This is a genomic window from Candidatus Acidiferrales bacterium, from assembly GCA_035934015.1.
Classification (GTDB): domain Bacteria; phylum Acidobacteriota; class Terriglobia; order Acidiferrales; family UBA7541; genus DAHUXN01.
Map to the genome: position 1 here is coordinate 412,684 of DASYYH010000016.1, position 19,259 is coordinate 431,942.

The window sequence follows — 19,259 nt, forward strand, 5'->3', positions numbered from 1 at the left end:
GCCTGGCATGAGCGTTGTCAACCTTCCTGGGTGGTGGTTCCGGATAGAAGCCTTGGCCCCGCAAGCTACGGAGTGTCAGGGCTTTCGTTGAGTTCCCGCACGAGGTATACGATTCCGGCAGCGACCGCTGTGGCTCCAAAGAGAAAGACAATTAGTCTTCGTTTGCTGCGGGCAGATTTTATCTGTTTATCAGCCTGTCTAGGCGCATTGTCCGTGATTTCAACTCCATAGGTCTTGCCGGCAGCAAGGAGATAGGTCTCGCCATCGAGTTCAAGCTGCAATGTACCAGTAAAGCTGGCTACTTCGAGTTCGTTTTCACTGAGTACAGTAACTCTCGCATGAGTGGCGGCTGGCGTTTGTGGCCGGATGGTGACGTCCAAGGCCCGTATTGCAATCGGACTTGCGCCAGATGAAGAAAACCCCGCCGTTCCCGAAGCAAGTGTCGCCATCACGCCTGCTCCATTACTGGCGAGAGTCACGCCGCTCGATGGAAGAAGATAAATCTGATTCGCCGCAAATTGCAGGCGCACGGACCCACCAGAATCGGTGACTAGGGAGTCTCCAGGGAACAGATTTGTTCCGCTTGCAGCCGCCAGACCATCAAGCTGCGTGCTTTGCGCCACCAGGACGAATCCAACAGAGTGATTCGGGGCTGCCAAAGCAGGAAGGTTTGCCAGCAAAGCCGCCAGCAGCAAAGCTACAGCATTGCGGCAGAAAGGTCGCACGGACACCTCCAAGAGGCTCCTCACCAAATATGAACCGGTCGTCTCAAAGGGTCAATTCATGCAGGTGAATCGTGTGCTGGAAAATGAACCTTCCAGCCGAGAGAGCCTTGGAAACGTCAGTGCGTGCCGTGTTTCAACTAGACCGGTCCTCATTGTTGGAAGCATTGTGCAGATCAATGGACGTAGTTGATTGCGATGGCAGGGGTAATCGAAGGGTTTATGTTATGGCCAAGCTCGATGATACGCGTGCCGATGAGCACGCCCAGATTATGTTTCCAGTTGTATTCAATTGCGGGAGCAAAGATAAACTCCTCGTTGGACCCCGAGTTAATTTGTACGCTTGATGGATTCTGCAGTCCGGAGGGATTGAGCGAGTCGTAGCCCGCAACGCTGGTATTGCCCTCGAAGTGGTATTCGATGTCCAGCGCCGCCACCCATCTTTTGGTCACACTATATTCCCCGGCCAAATCAGCGTAGGCGGTTTGACCCGGCTGGGCGTTTCCGCGAAACCCTGCGTCCGTTCCATAGACACTGACGCCTTGCACGCTTGCATGGTTGGAAAATGCATCCGATATGTTGAACCGCATACGCAGAATCCGCCCGTTCGGCAGCCAGAAAAACGTTTGCGAATAAAGTGCGAGCGCAGTTGTATACGATCCGCTGCCGAATCCATCGCTCGGGCGGCTACCAAGCTGGTCGTAACGACCGGTCGGAATCGTCTCTTGAAAGTTGATCGCGGTCATCGGGCGCCAACTGCCCTCATGAAATTGCGTGAGTCCATATTGAACGACTAAGCCCATATCCCCGAGTTCGACTGTCGAGCTGTTTGTGCCGCCGCTAACCACTTCGTAGTCCACGGTCGGAATCATACCGATGGTTAACTTATTTCGGAGCCCGTAGAGTATGTACGACAGTGACCCAAAGGTATTCGACCCTGAAGTGGAAACATCGTAAAAGTACGGCTCGACTAGAAAATGTCCTGTCGGGAGCGTCGCCGCCGAGGGAGCGAGCATAGGCCCGGTCCACCATGCATCGTCCATCGATTGATGGTCCACATGCAAAACCGGAGAAGAAGAAATTGATGTCGTCTCTTGCGCGTTTGCCTGTCCAGCAGCCAAGAACAAACCAGCCGCCAATGCCGGCACGGCAAAAAATCGACTGATCATGTTAAAGGCGGCAATGTCCAAATGGGGTATGCGCCAACCGCCTTATATGACTCTTCCACGTGCCGATCGCGAAATCGAAATCGTGCTGCCCATCTTGCTCGGTGCTGATGGGCTGTGCGACTGTCGGCGAGGCGGCTTGTCGAAATGCCTGAAAGGAATGGAAGAGATAGCTAAGCGCGTACAATAGAAAATAAGTCCCGCAACGTCGAAGCGAGTTCATCGTTTTTCTCGTGTGAGCGTTGCGACAAAGTTCGGCTCCCAGGTCTTACCTCCGTCATCCGAAAAAGCCTCCTCGAAATGATATGAGGTCGGGGTGATGTCCGACCACACGGTTCGCGCCAAGACCGCTCGGCCATTCACTGTTTCCTGATCGTAAAACTCTCCGCGACCGTCCTTGAACCCGCCGATTGTGGGCACGTTCACTGTGCCATCGGCGCTGTTGGCTACATTCAGGCTCCACTGATGGGATTGCGGATTATAGAGACGCAGGGAGAGAAATTCGATGTGCCCGGTTGGGCCATCGGCTTCGACTTCCGCCAGATTCGCGCGGCCGCCCCAGATCTTGTGAACCACGTCCGTGCCGTCGTATTTGATCCAAGTATGAGACCCCATCAAAGGATGCACGAGATGCTGGATGTGAACCTTCCATGTGCCAAAATCAAAATCGAAATCATGCTGTCCATCCCGCTCCGTACCGGATTCTTGGGCTTTGGCTTGCTGCGTACTTGAATCCGTTGGAGCCGCTGGCGACACCCATCCCCATGGCTCAGGTTCGCCCATCAGTTTTTCTTGGACGGTAAGGTTCGTTATCCAAGTATTACCTCCGTCCTCCGAATATGACTGTTCAAAATGATTCGAATTCGTAGTGATGTCTGAGACGCTGATTCGAAGAGGAGTGATTTTGTTATCATAATATGGCTCCTGGTCGACAAACGCAGCGTCCCCGTTCGTTTTCTTGAACTCGCCGAACATGGGGTTCAAGGTACCGCCAGCGCTGGTGGCCACGTTGAAACTCCATTGATGGGATTGGGGACTGTAGAGACGCAGAGACAAAATTTCGAGATGCCCCGCTGGGCCATTGGACTCGATTTCTCCCATATTGGCGCGGCCGCCCCAAATTTTGCGAATCACATCCGTACCGTTGTATTCAACCCAAGTATGGGAGTCATGCAGGAGGCGCGACTGATGGGTTTTCCAAGTACCAATACTGAAATCAAAATCGTGCTGCCCGTCGTGCTCCGCGGTGACTGAGGCTGGCTTTGCCGGCCGAGTCTTCTCGCTTGTCATTCCAATGGTTAATCCCGCGATCATCAACGCCGCAACAGCCACGCTTCGTCGCATCTTCACATTCTGGACATACTTCATTGCTGGACTTTCGTTTGATCCGTAATCCAATTCGTTCCCCATGTCTTCCCGCCATCGTTTGAAAACGCCTGCTCAAAATGCATGGTCTTCGGCCACCAAATAAATCGAACGTAGACATACTTGCCGTTCACCGTATCCGTCCCATAAAACTCGCCTGTGTCGCCCTTGAATTCGCCAATCTGTGGAACGAAGATCTTGCCATTGTTACTGTTGGCCCAGTAGAGGCTCCATTGCTGCGTCTGCGGGTTGTAGGTACGCAACGTCAAGCCCTCGATGCGTCCCGCCGCACCGCTGGCTTCGAATATCTCCAGTTGGCCGCGCCCACCCCAAATCCTTCGAGTCACGGAATCGGCGTAGAAATCAGCCCATTGGTGCGAGCCCGTGAGTGGGTGGTCCAATTCCTTCAGGTGCAACTTCCACGTTCCAAGCTCGAAGTCGAATTGGTGTTCTGGCGCGCTAGCGTTCAACGGCGGCGCTGCGGAGTCCGCCGCGCCCGCGGAAGTGCGCGTCAACTCTGCGATAAAATTCGGCTGCCACGTCGCACCGCCGTCCCTCGTAGCGAAATTTCATATCGGTGCGAGTCCTTCTGGATGTCCGACCAGACACCTCGCACAAGAACAGTTCGCCCGCCGTCATCATCCTGCGCAAAGAACTCTCCTCGACCATCCTTGAACTCGCCGACCATGGGAGCGTTCAGAATCCCGTCTTTGCTATTGGCATAGCTTTCGCTCCACTGATGTGCCTGAGGGTTATAGAGAAACAAGGTAAGGCCTTCCCAGTGTCCCGTAGGGCCGTCCGCCTCGATCTGTTCCAACTCGCCGCGACCATTCCAAATCGGCTCCACTACCACTGTTCCGTTCTGCTCGATCCAGGTATCGGCGCCGCTCTCCGATCGCACGAGCCGTTTGATGCGCGTCCTCCACGTACCCACATTGAAGTCAAAGTCGTCCTGCCCATCATGCGCAGGCATGCTGGAGGCTCGTGTCGCGCAGAGAATCAATGACAAAGCAAGCGCGCCGAGGCTAACTACGCGCCAATACCAACCGTATTTGAATTCGACTTTCATTCGTCCTCTTTCAAGAGTGTCGTGCAAACGGGCCCGAATGCTCCTGCGCTCTGCCGTCTTCTCTCGGACTTCATTCTCCAAATTCGCATCATCAGTGATAAAGTGGGTTATGACAATGACCACTTTTGCCAATCTGGTATGACCACTTGCGTTTGTCCATGAAACGACTTCCCGCCAGCTTTCTTCCGCCGATCTCGCTCGACCGCGGTAAGGAATATCCGATCTACCGCCAGTTGTACGATTGGTTCCAGCGGGCCATAGCCAATGGCCAACTCCGCCCCGGCCAACGCGTACCATCCACCCGTGCACTTGCCGCAGAGCTGGGCGTTTCGCGAATTCCTGTTCTGAATGCGTTTGGACAGCTCCATGCGGAAGGCTACCTAGAGACATTCGCCGGCGCTGGAACTTGCGTTGCCAGTTCGATCCCTCAAGAAACAATTGGGCCGGCTCCGCGCAAGTCAGCGGGAAAGATAAGCCACTCGCCACAGAGAAAAGGAACGCGCAATATCTCCCAAGCCAACCGAGCAGTGAAATCAACCGCAGACCAGGCATGGTTGAAACTCTCCGGTGCCTTTCGAATGCACTTGCCTGCCCTCGACCACTTTCCAATGGAAATTTGGTCTCGTCTCGTAGCGCGAAACATTCGAAAAGGGAAAAAGAGTCTTATGGCCTACGGCGATGCGCTGGGCTACGCGCCGTTCCGCGAAGCTATCGCTGAGTATCTCGGCACAGTTCGCGCTGTGCGCTGCGATCCTTCGCAAGTGATGGTCACAACCGGATCCCAGCAGGGTCTGCAAATCTCTGCGAGCATCTTGTTGAATCCGGGAGATCCTGTGTGGATGGAAGAACCGGGATATCCAGGTGCTCATCAAGCGTTCGGAACCGTCGGCGCTCGCTTGATTCCTGTCTCCGTCGATGACGAAGGTCTGATTGTTGAAGAAGCCGTTCGCCGCTGCTCAAGAGCGCGGGCGGTTTACATCACTCCCTCGCATCAGTACCCGATGGGCATGACCATGAGCGCCGCACGCCGCATGCAGTTGCTCAATTGGGCGTCGCGGGTGGGCGCCTGGATCATTGAAGACGATTATGACAGCGAATATCGCTTCGGTATCCGCCCAATTGGCTCGCTCCAGGGTCTGGATTCGGATGCGCGAGTCATCTATGTGGGAACTTTCAGCAAAGTTATGTTTCCCGCACTACGTTTGGGCTACGTGGTCGTTCCGCCGGATTTGGTGCACGCATTCTCGGTCCTTCGTGAAGCGACGGACATTTTTTCTTCCACTCTTTATCAAGCCGTGATGACCGATTTCATCAAAGAGAGCCACTTTGCCCGTCACGTTCGCAGGATGCGCAATCTTTACGCGGAGCGATGCAGCATGCTTGGGCAGTCACTCCGCACACAAATGGGAGCAATGATGGAAGTCATTAGCGCAGACGCGGGAATGCATCTGGTGGGCTTACTTCCTCCTAATTTTCACGACGTGGCGGTTTCGCAAAGGGCGGCCAAGAGCGGCATCTCCGCGATGCCTCTATCGAATTGCTATCTCAAGCGTCCATCGCCTCCCGGTCTTGTTCTCGGCTACGGCTCGACGCACGTCGCGCAGATTCCAGATACAGTTCAAACTCTTTCCAGAATTATTCGTACGTTTGAGGGTGCATCCTGATGCGACTTTAGAGTCCGCGAGGCCCTGCGTCCAAACCTGTTACTTTACCATGCAGCTCGTGGGGGAAATTCTTCAGTTGCGAGTCAGTGCTGCGGCTTCATCCTCGACAATATCCAAGACTGAATCGAGCCGCACCATTTTAAGGAGTTGAGAGACGCGTTTCGTTGGCGCGAAGAAGGTGCAGTTCCCGCCACACTTCTTCATCTGGCTGTACACGCGAACGAGCGAGCCGATACCGGAGCTATCCATCTCGGGCACAGAGGCGAGGTTAATAGCCATGCGGCGGACTCCGCCGTCGATCAACTCCTGCACTTGCTGGCGGAACGCTTGCTCGCTCTCGCCGAGCTTGAGCGCACCGGCGAGATCAACAATGGTAATCGGCCCTGCTTTACGAATCGAGACGGTCAAGCAGCCCCCACGCGGTAGAAAGGTACCCGAACTTGTCCTTCCAAGCAAGAGACGGATGGACTGACAGGCTTAATGGCAACTCTCCTTGACTCCCAACATGGCTTTTGCTAGGTTTCTACCGATTCTAAGCTCGATTTTCCTCCAATCTGCAATGCTGAGAATAAAGCACGTCCGCATCTCTCCGGGAGAGTGCCGTGGAACCTTCTTCCCACTTGCTTGACCTCGCGACTATTTTCTATGCCTGCCGTGACACAGAAACACTGCTGAAAACCCTTGCGGGGCGTTTAGGGACTTCCCTTGATGCGCGGGCCGTCATAGTGTGGATCGCCGCCTGGGACAACGAGGGCGATGATGAATCGGAAACCGAAACAATTTCCGCAAAACTCCAAGCAGCTTGGTTCGCTTCTGGGGAGCGTTTCGAGCCGGTTGCCAATATGGTTTCGGAAGGCGTACTCGTGCAGGTGCTCGAAAGTGGTGAACCGCTGGAATTCTCTTCGAAATCTGAAGACGAAGACATCTTGGCGCACTTGGCCGAATCGTCGCGCGAGCGCGTGGAGGCGGAGCTTTACTGTCCATTGCCGGGACCACAGCGTTCAGCCGGAGTCGTCGAGATTCTCAATCCGCGACGCGGCAGATTCACGCCCGACGAACTGCAGTATGTGCGAGAAGTGAGCCGCCTCGCAGGGCTCGCACTGGAAAATTGCCAGGACCGCGAACGACAAGTCCATGAGCATCTTACAACGGTCGAGCGTCTGACGGCGTTGTACGACATCAGCCGCATCTTTAATTCCACGCTTGAAATGGAAGAGTTGTTGCCCGTCATCACCGAGAAAATTCGTGACCTGTTGAATGCCTCCGCCTGCAACCTCTGGCTCGTAGATGCGGAGACGAACAGTCTTCACGCCATGCAGCAAGCCGGTGAGGACCCAACTCTGGGCGAAGGAGCACAGTGCGCGATCGGGGAAGGGGTGGTCGGCAAAGCGGCACAATTAGGTCAGCCAGTACTTGTGGAAGCTGCTTCTGAAGATGAAATGCTGGCAGAGCGGCGCAAGAATGAGACGGAAGACTTCCACTTGGAGTCGGTCATATGCTCGCCACTTCTCAAGGGCGAAGAAGTGATGGGCGCTATCGAAGTGGTCAACCGCATCGGCGGCGGTGCATTCTCGGAAGAAGATCTCTATTTTCTTTCCAACATTAGTGAGCAGGCTGCGATCGCGATAAGTAACGCCAAGCTGCTCGACGCTGAGCGTAAAGTGAGCGTTCTCGACGCGCTGCTGGGCATCAGCCGTGAGATTACCTCCACGCTGGATCTCGATCATGTGCTGCGCACGGTCGTGCAGCAGGCCTCCACGATCATCCCATTTGATCGCGGTGTGATCGGCCTTTTCGATCGCGATCGTTTCCTGCTGGGTGCGGTTTCCGGGGAAACCGAAGTACCGAAGACACTAGAAATGGACCAATTTAAGGGAGTCTTAGAATGGGCCGCGCGACAGGAAAGCGCTGTTTCCGTCGACCGCGATGATGATGGCTGGCGATTGGATCCGCCGGAAGCCAAAGAATCAGTAGCTGCGTTCTTGGAGAATCATGGATATGCGGGTTTTTATGCGCTGCCATTGCGAGACGATCAGGGAGCGATTGGAGCAATCGGACTGCTTAGCCAGCAGGCTGATTTTCTCGATGATGACGAACGGGAGACGCTGGCGATTCTCGGCAATCAGACGGCTGTAGCTATTCGAAACGCCCAGCTCTACCAACAAGTGCCGCTTGCCGGCTTCCTGAAACCATGGGCCGAACGCAAAGAAAAACTCTTTGCCGCGATGCCCAAAGCTCGCTGGATCGCATGGGCTTGGCGTGGTGCGATTGCTGCTGCGCTGCTTTTCATCATTCCGATGCCCATGCGCATAGGCGCAAATGCAACCGTGGTGCCGGCGGCCAGGCGCGTCGTCGCTGCCGAAGCTGGCGGGATCGTGGACCGCGTGATGGTCCATGAAGGCAGTAAGGTCAAGGCCGGAGAGTTGCTCGCGGCGCTCGATTCGAGCGCCGACCAGCTAAAGCTGGTGCAGGCGCAAACCGCACTCGCGAACGCCCAGCGCGCACTGGCGGATGCCGAATTTCGCGGAGATCCTTCTGCGGCTGGGCAAGCACACATCGAAGTGCAGCTGCATCAGGCGGAAGTCCAGTTCGAACGCACGCGCGTGAGCGAAGCCATGCTCCTCGCGCCCATATCCGGCATAGTGGTCACGCCCAAGGTAGAGCAGAAGGTGGGTGCGATGCTGAAGCCGGGAGATGCTTTCTGCGAACTGGTGGATCCAAGTGAGATGGCCGTCGAAATGAGCGTTCGCGAAACGGACATGCCGTTGCTGCGTGACGGGATCCCTGTGCAAATCAAGTTGAATGCGCTGCCGCTGGAAACACTTCGCGGTACCGTGGATCGTCTCGGTGCCGTAACACGTTCGGAAAATGGTGAGCAATTTTTCGTAGTTCGAGCCGACTTCGCCAATTCTGGGTTGGCCGCGCGCGACGGCATGGTAGGCAGCGCAAAGATCCTTGCCGCAGGTGGATGGTTTTCCTCTGGATGGTTTCCATTGGGATATGTGATTTTTCGTGCGCCCTTCCGCTGGGCTTGGGAGTCAGTCTGGTCATGGCTACCGTGATGCCTTGGGAGGAGACAACATGAGGCGTGCTATTTTCATTTGTGGCATGGTGCTCGCGCTTGGCGGCACGGTAGGCTGCTCGAATCCAATTGCCGCATCGAGTCCCCCGGCGAATTCAGAAACGGCGGCAACCACTCCTCGCGCTCCGGCAGCGGAGACGCCCAAGCCGCTCAGCCTGCTAAGCATTCTTTCCGTCGAAAAGGCGGTTGACGTAACAGCGCAACGCGGTGGTGTGGTCCTCGCGACGGAAAAGGACGAGGGCAGCGTCGTTCGCACCGGAGACGAGATGGGACGGCTCGATGACAGCACCCTGCAGGCCGAGTTGCAAAAAGCCGAGTCCGATTTGCTAGTCTCACAGAATAATGTGAAATACAAAGAGGCTGAAGAGCAGGCGAAAAATGCGCAATTACAGCGCCAGCAACTCTTGCGAGCCAGCGGTCTGAGCAGCGAAGCAGACCTTGAAGAGGCCGAGTTTGAAGCGAAGGGTGCGGCCTATGATCTCGACAGCTGGCGGCAGGCGGTCAAGAGTAATCAGGCGCAAATTCACGAGCTCCAAATCGAAATTGCCAAGACGCATATCAGCGCGCCCTTTTCAGGAGTTGTCGTCCACCGTTATATTCGTCAGGGCGAACAGGTAAACAAGAACGACAAATGTTTCCGCGTTAGCCAGTTAGCGCCCCTCCAAGTGGAATTTCAGGTGCCGGAAACCGGCGGTGTCCTTCCGCAGCCTGGTTTGGCTTTTTCTCTTCGATTGTCTGCTGGCTCCGAACAACTCTATACCGCAAGAGTGCTCCGCGTAAGTCCCACGATCGATCCGGCGAGCGACAGCTATGACGTTGTGGGTCGCTTGACTGGCGGCAATCTGGACGGGCTGCGGCCGGGAATGTCCGTCGAGGTTTTGTGGCCTGTTAGCTCTAGGCTGGGCCGGTAGCCGGCCATGCGCTTTGGCCCATCGGGACTGCGAGCCTCGCGAGTGCTGGCCAAAGGGCTGCACCGTCCGAAAGTTCGCTCCGATATCCGCGTAAGCCGACAAAATGTCGCCGGTGAAATCAGTTATGTGATCAAAATCAGCGAAACGGCAAGCTATAACCGCTACGGCAGCTATGAATTTGAGTTGTTGCAAGCCTTTGATGGCACGCGTACAGCAGCCGAAGCTGCCGAATACATGAATGAACGCTACCCTGACACACCTATTGACGAAGCCACGATCTTGGATTTTTTGGAAGGCATCCCGCCCGATATGTGGGAGCGAACCGTCGGCGAGAAGAATCTCGCTATCTTGGAGCGCCTTCGCGACGAACGCAAGAGTCGCCTCGATCAGTCCAACCTCCTTTACATAACCTTTAAGGCTTGGGATCCCGACAAGGTTCTCTCGCGCCTCGACCCGGTTCTCAGCTGGATGTACACGCGGGGTTTCATATACTTCTCGGTGGGATTGTTTTTGCTCATGCTCTGGCTTCTGTCAGGAGACTGGAGTCGTATTGCGCATGATACCAAGGAACTCTGGAACTTCTCCGATAAGTCCGCTTATTACCTGTGGGTTTTTTGGTTGCTCATGCTGGTTATCGGGGGCATTCACGAATTCGGGCATGGGCTCACGTGCAAACATTATGGCGGCGAAGTCCATCAGATGGGATTCATGCTGATTTACCTTACGCCTGCATTTTTCACCGACACGACCGACGTATTGATGATGGACCGCGTGGCCCCGCGCCAGTGGACTATCTTCGCGGGAATTTGGGTGGAGTTGTTGCTGTGCAGCATTTCCGCTGTAATCTGGCACTTCACACTTCCCGGCTCCACGGTCAATGGCCTGGCTTACATGATGATGCTGCTCTGTGGAATTCAGGGCACTCTGTTGAATCTCAATCCTCTGATCAAAGCGGACGGCTACTACGCTCTCTGCCAGTACCTGCAAATCGACAATCTGCGCGAGGACTCCTTTGAATTCCTGCAAGCCTGGCTTCTCCAAAACGCTCTCCGCCGTCAGGTGGAACTCCCGGCCGCAAGCCGGCGGCAAAGAAAAATCTTCCTGACCTACTCTCTCACGGCGCTCGTTTACAGCATCACGCTGATTACCGTGGTGCTCTTGTGGTTGAAGAATGTATGCATCAACAAGTTTGGTGCCTGGGGTTACGTCATTTTCGCCGCGGCAATTTATTTCTTTGCCCATCGGAAAATCCGGAAGCTGGCGACAAAGCTCCCCTCTTGGTGGGTAAAGGCAAAGGAGGGTTATATGGCCTGGAAACTGACGCGAAGGCAAACCGTTGGTATGGCAGTGGCCGTCGTACTGCTGACCGTGCCACCTATTCCGTCGAGGATTTCCGTGCCCTGTATCCTTGAGCCCAGCGGTCAAGCTGAGGCGCGCGCCGCAGTCTCAGGCGTTGTCCAGCAAGTGCTCGTGCGGCAAGGAGAACAAGTGCAGCAAGGGCAGGTGCTCGCGGTCTTGGAAAATCCTTTGCTGGCCTCAGCCGTGGCTGTAGACACGCAACAACTCGCCCTCGAACAGAGCCGGCTCCGCTCGGCAGAAGGGGCCGCCAATGCAGACGCGGCAGCGACGGCCAGTCGCGAAGTAACTCGGCTTGAAAAATACATGGAGATTGCCCAGCGAGAATACGCACAGCTCCAAGTCCGCGCACCGATCGCCGCGACCGTCACCACGCCCGAGCTTGCTGAAACGGTAGGAGAATATCTACCCGAAGGGGAGACTTTCTGTCATCTTTCTTCTCGCACGGAAATGCGTGTGCGCATCCTGGTGCACGATTGGGCGGCTGACGATGTGCGGCCCGGCGCGCGTTTGTTGCTGAAGGTCTCTTCTTACCCATTGAGAACTTATTCTGGCCGGGTGGATCGAATCATGCCGGCCATGGCTTCCGACCGCCCCGTCGGAGATCCTACAGCGCTCACCCGCTATGGTCAGGAGCTGGCCAACTATATGGCCGTGATCGCTGATTTACCGAATCCGGATGGCTCGCTCCGCGAAGGAATGACCGGAACAGTTAAAATCTACAGCCCTGCGCGCTCGATTGTCTGGCAGGTGGGCCGTGGCACATGGCGGTGGCTTAGGTCCCAGTTTTGGTGAGATCTGTCTATCACCGCGCTGGCCGCCAAGACTGCCATAGCTTAGAAACGTTTGATTGCTAAAGGTGTTTCGGGAGGACAGAAACTGCCAGGGCTGCTGCACCGCCGCAGCAGCCCCTCAACGACTCGACTGTGGCACGTTCATGAAACCATTTGCGAGCCGCCAAAAACGACGCGGCACAGCATTTAGAAGGTGCTGGGACCCCGTCGCAACGTGTTCATCTGCTTGAGCGTCTTGAACGATTTCAGAGACTTGAGTGGCTTGAGCGTCTTCACTTTTCCCAGAGCCTTACCCTTGTTCGCCGTCTTCTTGGTAGCCATTGTTAACTTCCTCCCCTTCAGATTTGCGCCCCCGTGGGCGGACACTACGAAAATATGCAATCCGATGCCCAAAAAAACGAACCGCCTCCCATCGTGAGTTCCCGCAGAATCCTAACGGTTTAGGATGGTCCAGTACTGCCGTCGCGTTCTCGCTGGAAGTGTGGAATTGTTGAAATTATCAACATCGGTTGAGTTTTTCATCAACCTCATGCGCTGCCTCTCACAAATTGAACTTGCGACGCAGGTAATTCATTCGATTTCGATCCACGCCCAGAAGTTTGGCGGCAGCGGCCATGTCCCGAGATGCCTGACGCACCGCTGTTTCCACCAGCTCTCGCTCATACGCCTGTAACTCCTTATCTAGCTCGATTCCGGAAGCCGGGAAGTGCGTTCGTCCTCGCCCGTTTACTGCAAGCGCGGCGCTAACCTCGCCGGGGAGGTCTCCTAATCCGATGGTCTCGGTTTCGCACATGAGCACAACGCGCTGGATGACATTTTCGAGCTCTCGCACGTTGCCAGGCCAGGGGTATTTCTTAAGTGCAGCCAGGGCCTCTTCGGAGACCCGCTTGGGGGAAAACTGGTTCGCTGCGCAGTAGACCTGCACAAAATAATCAGCAAGCAGGGAAATGTCTTCAACGCGCTCGCGTAGGGGAGGCAGGAATATAGGTACGACGTGGATGCGGTAATAAAGGTCCTGGCGAAATCGCTCCTGATGCACCATCTCTTCCAAGTTCTCATTGGTAGCGGTGATCAGCCGGAAATCGACCTTGATGGGCTTCTTTCCGCCAAGCCGCAACACTGCATGGTCCTCAAGTACGCGCAGCAGCTTGGTTTGCAGCGATGGAGAGAGAGTGGCAATTTCGTCGAGAAAAAGGGAACCCTTGTCAGCCATCTCAATACGGCCTTCTTTTGTGGCCACGGCTCCAGTGAACGCCCCCCTCTCATAGCCGAACAGCTCAGCCTCCATCAGCGTTTCTGGCAGCGCCGCGCAGTTTACGGAAATAAACGACCGTGAACGGCGTGGACTATTTTCATGGATCGATCGCGCAGCGAGTTCTTTGCCGGTCCCACTTTCGCCGCGAATAATCACTGTCGAAGAGGATCGGGCCACGCGGCGAATCGTCTCGAAGACGTGCCGCATGGCATCGGTGGTGCCGAGCAGGTCCCCCAAACCGTGCTTTCTGCGAATTTCGTCCCGCAGGATGCGGTTCTCTCGTTGGATGCGGAGTTTTTCGATTCCCCGCGCTACTAGGACACGAAGCACGTCCGTGTCCAGCGGTTTGAGAAAATAGTCATAAGCCCCGGCGTCGATCACCTTCAGTGCCGTGGATTTCTTTTCTTCCGAACTTAGAACGATGACTAACGTATCGACCTCGCTGCCATCGAGGCGCGACAGTAGCTCCAGGCACTCACTCGAGCTGCCTGAGGGAATCGGCAGTCCCAAAAGGAGAACATCCAATTCGGCCTCCTGGAGCAACCGATATGCGTCTTTGTAGTTTTCCCCGTCGTAGATGTCGAAATCGCCGCTTAGTGAAGCGTGGATACGCGAACGCAGGCCGTCATCATCATCGACGACCGCAATGCGTGGCCTCGTTCCCTTAGAGCTCATTTTATTCAGGTGTGTCTTGATTACTCTTCGCGGCCTGCAGGGCCCGTATGGTTTCGAGATTCTAGAGTGTGACTTCGCCAGTGTCAATGTCGACGGATCCCGAAGTCACGATGCGCAGGGACCGACCTTTTGCTCTGCTGCTGTCGTTGGGACTCCGATTGGACTGCTTAGGATAGGCTCGATACGGGCCCGCCGCAGTTCACGGCATTCTATGATTAGTTTCTAGGAATTGAATGGCTCCAATGTGATGCAAGATACATTTTATAGTGACGGGCATCACATTCGAAATCTAAGTGACTTCGTAATATCGCATTGGTTGTCGAGATTCTGGTTAGTCATCGCTTCCCATTAATGCAATTAAATTTGGAGGAACCCAGTGAGTTCCCGAAGATGTGGCACAATAAATTCGCGCTCATTCCTATGTCCTCCAACAACTTTTTTAACTCAGTTCTTGCACAAGCTCCATTGCATTGATAAACCATGGGTAGCGGTCATGAGCCGGGAAGAAATTCTCGCGACGAGCGTCGAAAATTGCTAATGAAAGGAAACAGGATGATTATTAGAAGACAGCAGTCAATTCTCGCATTTTGCGGGATTTTAGCAATCATCGTTTTCATGCAAGCTGGGCTTGCAAGTTTAGAAGCCTATGGCGCAACCCCAAAAGAAACTTCCAATCCCCCGGCTGGTTTGTACCAAGCGGGTTACTCAGTGCAGGCGGTCCAGAACGGGGGAACGATATCCGGCAAGATTCTTTATCAGGGCAAACCAATCAGGCCAAAGAAGATCGCCGTGACACAGGACAATAGTGTATGCGGAAATGCGAAGGAAATTTATCCGGCCGAAATCGAGGACGGTGGAGTTGTGGACGCCGTCGTGTGGATAGATGGCATTGATCACGGTAAGGACTTTGCTTATCCGCCGGCCGTGATCGACCAGAAGGGCTGCATGTTCATGCCTCCCATCCTCATTATGAAACCGGGGGACCTGAAGGTGCAAAACAGCGATTCGGCATCTCACAACGTGCACATCTACGCTGAAAACAACCGCAGTTTCAACCAGGTAATGCCAGCGGGTTCGCCAGCGCTTGAGATTCCGCTTGGTCGGCCCGACCGCGCCGTCGTGCGTTGCGATGTCCATCCATGGATGAAGGGTTATGTCATCGTGGCTGCCAACGCGTATTACGTCCTCAGCGGCAAAGGAGGCGCCTTTACGCTCACCGATGTGCCTCCGGGAACCTACCATCTGAAGGTCTGGCAAGAAGATCTGGGCACAAAAGATGTTTCAGTAACCGTGCAAAGCGGACAGACGGCAACCGTCAACGTCACGCTTGGTAAGTAATATCGGAACAGCGGATAGTTTCTTTCATTTCAAATCAGCGAGGCTGGCAATATGAAACCTCTGGAAAAAAGGAATAGCTCCATTTTCATCCTCGCGATGGCGGGCACGGTGTTGTTGATCCTGCTCGCCATCACACCCAGAAACGCGAGAGCCGTCCCAAGCTTTGCACGCCAAACCGGTTTGGCGTGCAGTTCGTGCCATACAAATCCCCCTGAACTCACTCCTCTGGGCCGGACCTTCAAGCTGAATGGTTATACGATGACGGGCATAAAGGTTATTACGTCGCCGCCAGAAAAAGAAAAGTCCGGTTTGCAGCTCCTTTCTTATCTCCCTTTGGCGGCTATGTTTGAAGTCTCCAGCACGGGCACAAAAACTGCGCAGCCCGGAACTCAGAACTGGAGTTTTTCAATCCCTCAGGACGTTTCTCTGTTTCTCTCTGGGGAGTATGCCAGCCACCTTGGTGGTTTTGTCCAGGCGACATATAACTCACAAAAAGATCATTTCAGCTGGGACAACACGGACATTCGCTACGCGCGCAACCGCCTCGTAAAAGGCAAGACGCTCGTATATGGAGTCATGCTCAACAATAATCCGACGGTCGAGGACTTGTGGAACGATACGCCCGCTTGGGGTTTCCCATGGATTCAATCTGCATCCGCGCCATCCCCCATCACAGCCGCGGTGGTTGACGGTTCACTCGCTCAGGACGTCGCCGGCCTCGGGGGCTACGCGATGTGGAATGACCATCTCTACGGCGCGGCCACCATTTATCGTTCGTCCCATCTTGGTCAACCCCTCCCCAACAATGGGGTGGGATTCCCCTACAACATTCAGGGAGTTGCTCCCTATTGGCGCGCTGCTTGGCAACAGACCATGGGGAATAGCTATCTCGAGTTCGGCACCTATGGAATGCACATGGACTCGATTCCGCAAGGTGTAACTGGCCCCGAAAACCACTACACAGATTTTGCCGCGGACGCGCAATTCGAGCGCGTCCTGCCACAATTCGCAAACAATTTGGTTACGCTGCATGCAACTTATATTCACGAAAAATCTACCTTGAATGCGGATTTCGCGGATGGAAATGCCTCATTGCTTGCCCATGACCTGAACACATTCCGGGTCAACGGCGTCTACCACTTCGGCTACCGCTATGCGCCGGGGGTCGCTTACTTTGTAACGACAGGCACGAAGGACCCCCTCGAATTTCCGCAAGGGGCACTCACAGGAAGCCTAACCGGCAGTCCCAAGACCCAAGGCTTCGTGCTGAATCTCTCGTATTGGCCGGTCCAGAATGTCCAGCTTGGGCTGCAATACACGGGCTATACGCAATTCAATGGCGCCGGCACAAATTATGACGGCTCAGGGCGAAATGCTAGCGACAACAACTCGCTTTACATGTTGCTACGTATGCTTTTCTAGCGACAAAGGGTTCAAATTCGCCTGCGGCTTGTTTGCCAAGAAGACCCAATCACCGCGGGACACTTAGAAAGTGTGCCCGCCAGGAAATGTAGAAAGGCAGGTTGACATCGTGACTCAAGACACAACAAACCAGCGGCTGGATTCGCGATTTCGCATGCTCTCCATCATCGTTGCAGTAACGATACTCCTGATCGCCATGAACACCTTCGCACACTCGCCGAGGGGAAAAGCGGCCCAATCCAGCACTCAGGAAACGGGAAGCATCTCTGGAAAAATCCTGTTCCAGGGAGAGCGGCCAAAGCTCGAAATCATCAAGATGTCAAATGACCCCATTTGCGAATCCGAGCAGAAAGGGCAGGTCTACGCACAGGATGGCGAAGTGAACGAAAACGGAACTTTGCCCAATGCATTCGTTTACATCAAGGATGGTTTCGGCACGCGCAAGTTTACTCCGCCCGTCAATTCCGTAGATCTTACGCAGAGCGGTTGCATGTATCAACCGCACGTTGTCGGCATTATGGCGGGACAGCCGCTTCAGGTGCTCACACTCGACCCCACGACGCATAATATTCACGTGACGGCGAAAACCAACCGCTCGTGGAATGTTTCCCAGCAGCCGGGCTCTCCCTCCGTGATTCGTCGGTTTACTGACCCAGAAGTCATGATCCCTGTGCACTGCAACGTCCATCCATGGATGAAAGCGTATATCGGTGTAATGGAAAACCCGTTTTTTGAGGTTACAGGCAAAGACGGCACTTTCGACCTGAAAAATATACCGCCGGGTGAATATACACTGGCGGTATGGACTGCGACCTTCGGAACACAGGAAAAGCGGGTGGTCGTCCGTGCTGCGCTGACTTCTACAGCCGACTTCACTTTTGGACAGCAATGATGAGAATTCATGAATCCTGTAGATCAATTATTCCGGTGGCGCTCAGGACTGATCGGCCCTGCTTTTTTGCCAACCCTAGGGGAGTTTTCGCCTGTTTGCATTCCAAGGGAATCGCGGCGCGACTCGATTCCCTTGGCGAACCCATTGGGTGCCCCCTCCACGAGAGCACGATGCCGGGCTTTTCGTAAGTGTCTGATGGCAAGAAGAAAAGTGGTCGGGGCGAGTGGATTTGAACCACCGACCTCCTGGTCCCGAACCAGGCGCTCTAGCCAGGCTGAGCCACGCCCCGACAAACTACGAATCACAACTGCAAGACAGTTTACCGTGCATCACGGCCAGCCGCAACGCCCGCCAATTACTTGCTAAACAGGATCGTGATCGTGTCCTGGTCGTGGTTAGCGACCACGACCTCATCCTTCCCGCTGCCGTCCAACTTCCCAACCGCGAGGCCGCCCCATCCCGTCGCCACGTCACGGTTGAAAACTCGAAACTCGCCATCCTTTGTCCCCATAAAGAAAAACAACCTGTCGTTTTGCGCGCACAACACTACCATGTCGTGCAATCCGTTTCCTCGGAGGTCGCCTATCGCAATCCGACTGGGGCCTTTGCAACCAGCCAGCGAAAAAGGTGAGCCCGGCATAGTCGCAAGGCGACCCTTCCCGTCGCCCAGCAGAACGGTGATGCCAAGCCTGTTAGGGTCGCGAATATCACGCTCATACGGAATGACTGCCACGTCGGGATTTCCATCCCCGTTTGCGTCTCCGACGCTAAAAGACCACGGAGTGTCCCCTGCCAGAAATGGAGAGCCGGGCGCTTTGCGAAATCCTCCCTTGCCGTCACCCAAGAGCAAACCGACAACACCTCCATCTTGATTCACCGTCACTATGTCGAGGTGCCCATCTTTGTTGAAATCCGCAGCGCGCACGCCCGAGTCCGTGTGCAAATCGGCAGAAAAGAACTTCCCCGGAAGAATCAAGTTGCCCTTGCCATCCGTTGGTATGAGCAGGATTTCGCGATTGCCCCAGCTGTCCGTCACCACCGCTGGCTTGCCATCGCCCATGAAATCTCCGACGGCCACGCCGTGCGGATGCGGATACGACTTCGTAGCAAACGGCGAGTGCGCCGCAGGCTTGAATCTCCCTGTGCCGTCTCCCAGCAAGATTGTGATGTACGGCGTTTGCGTATTTGCGATCACCAGATCCGGATTACCATCGCCTTTCATATCTGCCACGGCGATGTCGTTGGGATTTGGATTGCACGGGAAAGGAGAGCCCGGCGCTGGTTTGAAATGCCCTTGACCATCTCCCAACAAAACGCTCACCGTGCCTTCATACTCGTTCGCGACAATCAGGTCCGGGTTGCCATCACTATTCACGTCGCCGATCGCAATGAATCCCGGTCCTTTGCCGACTGGGATCACGACCTGCCGGAAATCGAGTGAAGTTGATTCAACCCTGCCGCCAGCGGCAGCGCACCATGTCACCGCGCCCAAAGCCACGATCACGAATACAGGCACTGTCCGTTTGCGTACGGTATGCATCCTCAGCC

At 55.0% G+C, this 19,259-nt stretch carries 16 protein-coding genes and 1 tRNA gene; 7 read left to right on the forward strand and 10 right to left on the reverse strand.

From position 1 onward, the window contains the following. Positions 1-65: 65 nt before the first annotated feature. From VGR81_09125 to VGR81_09145, 5 genes are all read right to left on the reverse strand, one after another. The gene (locus tag VGR81_09125) at positions 66-731 is read right to left on the reverse strand and encodes a hypothetical protein (protein ID HEV2289101.1); all 666 of its coding nucleotides are present in this window, start codon (positions 729-731) and stop codon (positions 66-68) included. Between the two features lie 167 nt (positions 732-898). After that, positions 899-1,912: a hypothetical protein gene (locus VGR81_09130; protein HEV2289102.1), complete on the reverse strand. Its 1,014-nt coding sequence runs from the start codon at positions 1,910-1,912 to the stop codon at positions 899-901. A 195-nt stretch (positions 1,913-2,107) separates the two neighbouring features. Next, positions 2,108-3,298 carry a hypothetical protein gene (locus VGR81_09135; GenBank protein ID HEV2289103.1) on the reverse strand — a complete coding sequence of 397 codons (1,191 nt, stop codon included), beginning with the start codon at positions 3,296-3,298 and terminating at the stop codon, positions 2,108-2,110. Then, complete coding sequence (locus VGR81_09140) at positions 3,253-3,768, reverse strand: hypothetical protein (protein ID HEV2289104.1); 516 nt, start codon at positions 3,766-3,768, stop codon at positions 3,253-3,255. Before VGR81_09140 ends, VGR81_09135 begins: the two co-directional genes overlap by 46 nt. Further along, entirely contained in the window at positions 3,765-4,322 is a 558-nt protein-coding gene (locus tag VGR81_09145) for a hypothetical protein (GenBank protein HEV2289105.1), read from the reverse strand. The genes VGR81_09140 and VGR81_09145 overlap by 4 nt, the downstream gene beginning before the upstream one ends. Positions 4,323-4,930: 608 nt before the next feature. Between VGR81_09145 and VGR81_09150 the strand changes: the two genes are divergently transcribed. Continuing rightward, the gene (locus tag VGR81_09150) at positions 4,931-5,986 is read left to right on the forward strand and encodes a PLP-dependent aminotransferase family protein (protein HEV2289106.1); all 1,056 of its coding nucleotides are present in this window, start codon (positions 4,931-4,933) and stop codon (positions 5,984-5,986) included. A 72-nt stretch (positions 5,987-6,058) separates the two neighbouring features. Here the strand turns inward: VGR81_09150 and VGR81_09155 are convergent, their stop codons facing one another. After that, a complete protein-coding gene (locus VGR81_09155; GenBank protein ID HEV2289107.1) occupies positions 6,059-6,394 on the reverse strand; it encodes an STAS domain-containing protein in 336 nt (111 codons plus the stop codon). A 194-nt stretch (positions 6,395-6,588) separates the two neighbouring features. On the opposite strand from VGR81_09155, the gene VGR81_09160 reads away from it, so the two are divergent. Genes VGR81_09160 through VGR81_09170 form a run of 3 tightly spaced genes read left to right on the forward strand, consistent with a single transcriptional unit; the run spans position 6,589 to position 12,130 of the window. Further along, positions 6,589-9,048 (forward strand): GAF domain-containing protein, encoded by a 2,460-nt coding sequence (locus VGR81_09160; GenBank protein ID HEV2289108.1) that lies wholly within the window; start codon positions 6,589-6,591, stop codon positions 9,046-9,048. 19 nt (positions 9,049-9,067) lie between these two features. Continuing rightward, on the forward strand, positions 9,068-9,979 hold the full coding sequence (locus VGR81_09165) for an efflux RND transporter periplasmic adaptor subunit (GenBank protein ID HEV2289109.1): 912 nt from the start codon (positions 9,068-9,070) through the stop codon (positions 9,977-9,979). A 6-nt stretch (positions 9,980-9,985) separates the two neighbouring features. Beyond that, the gene (locus VGR81_09170) at positions 9,986-12,130 is read left to right on the forward strand and encodes an HlyD family efflux transporter periplasmic adaptor subunit (protein ID HEV2289110.1); all 2,145 of its coding nucleotides are present in this window, start codon (positions 9,986-9,988) and stop codon (positions 12,128-12,130) included. A gap of 185 nt (positions 12,131-12,315) precedes the next feature. Here the strand turns inward: VGR81_09170 and VGR81_09175 are convergent, their stop codons facing one another. Then, positions 12,316-12,450, reverse strand: coding sequence for a hypothetical protein (locus VGR81_09175; GenBank protein HEV2289111.1), 135 nt, complete (start codon positions 12,448-12,450; stop codon positions 12,316-12,318). A gap of 220 nt (positions 12,451-12,670) precedes the next feature. Beyond that, positions 12,671-14,059 (reverse strand): sigma-54 dependent transcriptional regulator, encoded by a 1,389-nt coding sequence (locus tag VGR81_09180; protein ID HEV2289112.1) that lies wholly within the window; start codon positions 14,057-14,059, stop codon positions 12,671-12,673. A 480-nt stretch (positions 14,060-14,539) separates the two neighbouring features. Between VGR81_09180 and VGR81_09185 the strand changes: the two genes are divergently transcribed. From VGR81_09185 to VGR81_09195, 3 genes are all read left to right on the forward strand, one after another. Next, complete coding sequence (locus VGR81_09185) at positions 14,540-15,397, forward strand: carboxypeptidase regulatory-like domain-containing protein (GenBank protein HEV2289113.1); 858 nt, start codon at positions 14,540-14,542, stop codon at positions 15,395-15,397. A 51-nt stretch (positions 15,398-15,448) separates the two neighbouring features. Beyond that, entirely contained in the window at positions 15,449-16,819 is a 1,371-nt protein-coding gene (locus VGR81_09190; GenBank protein HEV2289114.1) for a hypothetical protein, read from the forward strand. A 109-nt stretch (positions 16,820-16,928) separates the two neighbouring features. After that, positions 16,929-17,711 carry a carboxypeptidase regulatory-like domain-containing protein gene (locus VGR81_09195; protein HEV2289115.1) on the forward strand — a complete coding sequence of 261 codons (783 nt, stop codon included), beginning with the start codon at positions 16,929-16,931 and terminating at the stop codon, positions 17,709-17,711. Between the two features lie 211 nt (positions 17,712-17,922). Here VGR81_09195 and VGR81_09200 read toward each other — a convergent pair. Further along, positions 17,923-18,000 (reverse strand) — tRNA-Pro (locus tag VGR81_09200). A 66-nt stretch (positions 18,001-18,066) separates the two neighbouring features. Beyond that, complete coding sequence (locus tag VGR81_09205) at positions 18,067-19,251, reverse strand: VCBS repeat-containing protein (GenBank protein ID HEV2289116.1); 1,185 nt, start codon at positions 19,249-19,251, stop codon at positions 18,067-18,069. Between the last annotated feature and the right edge of the window lie 8 nt (positions 19,252-19,259).